The organism is Xenorhabdus sp. NBAII XenSa04, assembly GCF_963866145.1.
Lineage (GTDB): Bacteria > Pseudomonadota > Gammaproteobacteria > Enterobacterales > Enterobacteriaceae > Xenorhabdus > Xenorhabdus indica.
Genome location: NZ_CAWMEB010000449.1, coordinates 1 through 940 on the forward strand (window position 1 = coordinate 1; position 940 = coordinate 940).

1 protein-coding gene is annotated in these 940 nt (G+C 50.1%); it reads right to left on the bottom strand.

Features of this window, described 5'->3' with window-relative positions; genetic code table 11:
• Positions 1-694, bottom strand: a 694-nt coding sequence (locus tag AAC147_RS19560; RefSeq protein ID WP_047684086.1) for an integrase domain-containing protein, incomplete at its 3' end; no start/stop codon positions are given.
• Positions 695-940: the final 246 nt, after the last annotated feature.

Genomic DNA, 940 nt, shown 5'->3' on the forward strand with positions numbered 1-940 from the left:
CCTGCGTGATCGTCGGTTTATCAATCAGTTTTCCACCCCGCTCTGCCTGCTCTCGCTCGGCATAAGCAATAGCATGTTGCAGCGCTGCCCGATCCAATATGGTCGTCTGCCTCGGCCGTCCGCCTTTGGTGCCAAATATCACCCGCACAGAGGTCTGCCCATTTTCCAGGGCTTTTTTCCAGGTGGCTAAGGATTTATAGGCTTCCACGGCTTCTTTGGTACGCAGTCCCAACACATAGGCCAGTTGCATCACCGCCGCCACATTCCGGTCTTTTTGTTCGACCTGCTGAAAGATTTTGCTGAATGCCGCTGGTGTCAGCGCCGTTTTTGTGCCTTTTCGGTCGATTTCAGCAATACCGAGTGCCCGGTTGCTCAGGCGAACATTATCAGGATCAGCCAACTTATGCTTTCCGGCTTGCGCTAACACACCTCTGAGCACGGACATTTCATTTTGCAGGGTTCGGTGGCTAATAGAATTGACCTTTCTCTCTGCAATATAGCGCTCAATATATTTCGCTTTAAGGCTGTCCATCTGCCGGAGCTTGATCCCGCTATCTTTTAGAAAATTCAGGAATTGCAGGGCAATCCGCTCACGATCCGCCACCGTGGCAAAGCTCCCACCCGCTTGTCGGGCATGGGTAATAAATGCTTTCCTGAACAACTCAATTTTTGACCGTGCCGATTTCTGCACCATTCCCGCCTCTCTTGTCACTTTTTCTCTGTTTTTATTCATTTTTTTAACAAGTCTCTGCGTGTCGGTTCAGGTTCACCGTTCCATGATGCGTCAGATAATGTGTAGCAGAGTGAGGTTGTGTTGAGTTATTGCAGGAGCTCGCGATGTGCTGAGCACAGCGATGGAAGGCTCCCCGTTCATTGCCTGATCAGCTCAGGATGAACGCCTCATTATCTTGACGTATGTCATCTCTCCTTTTTTTACTGC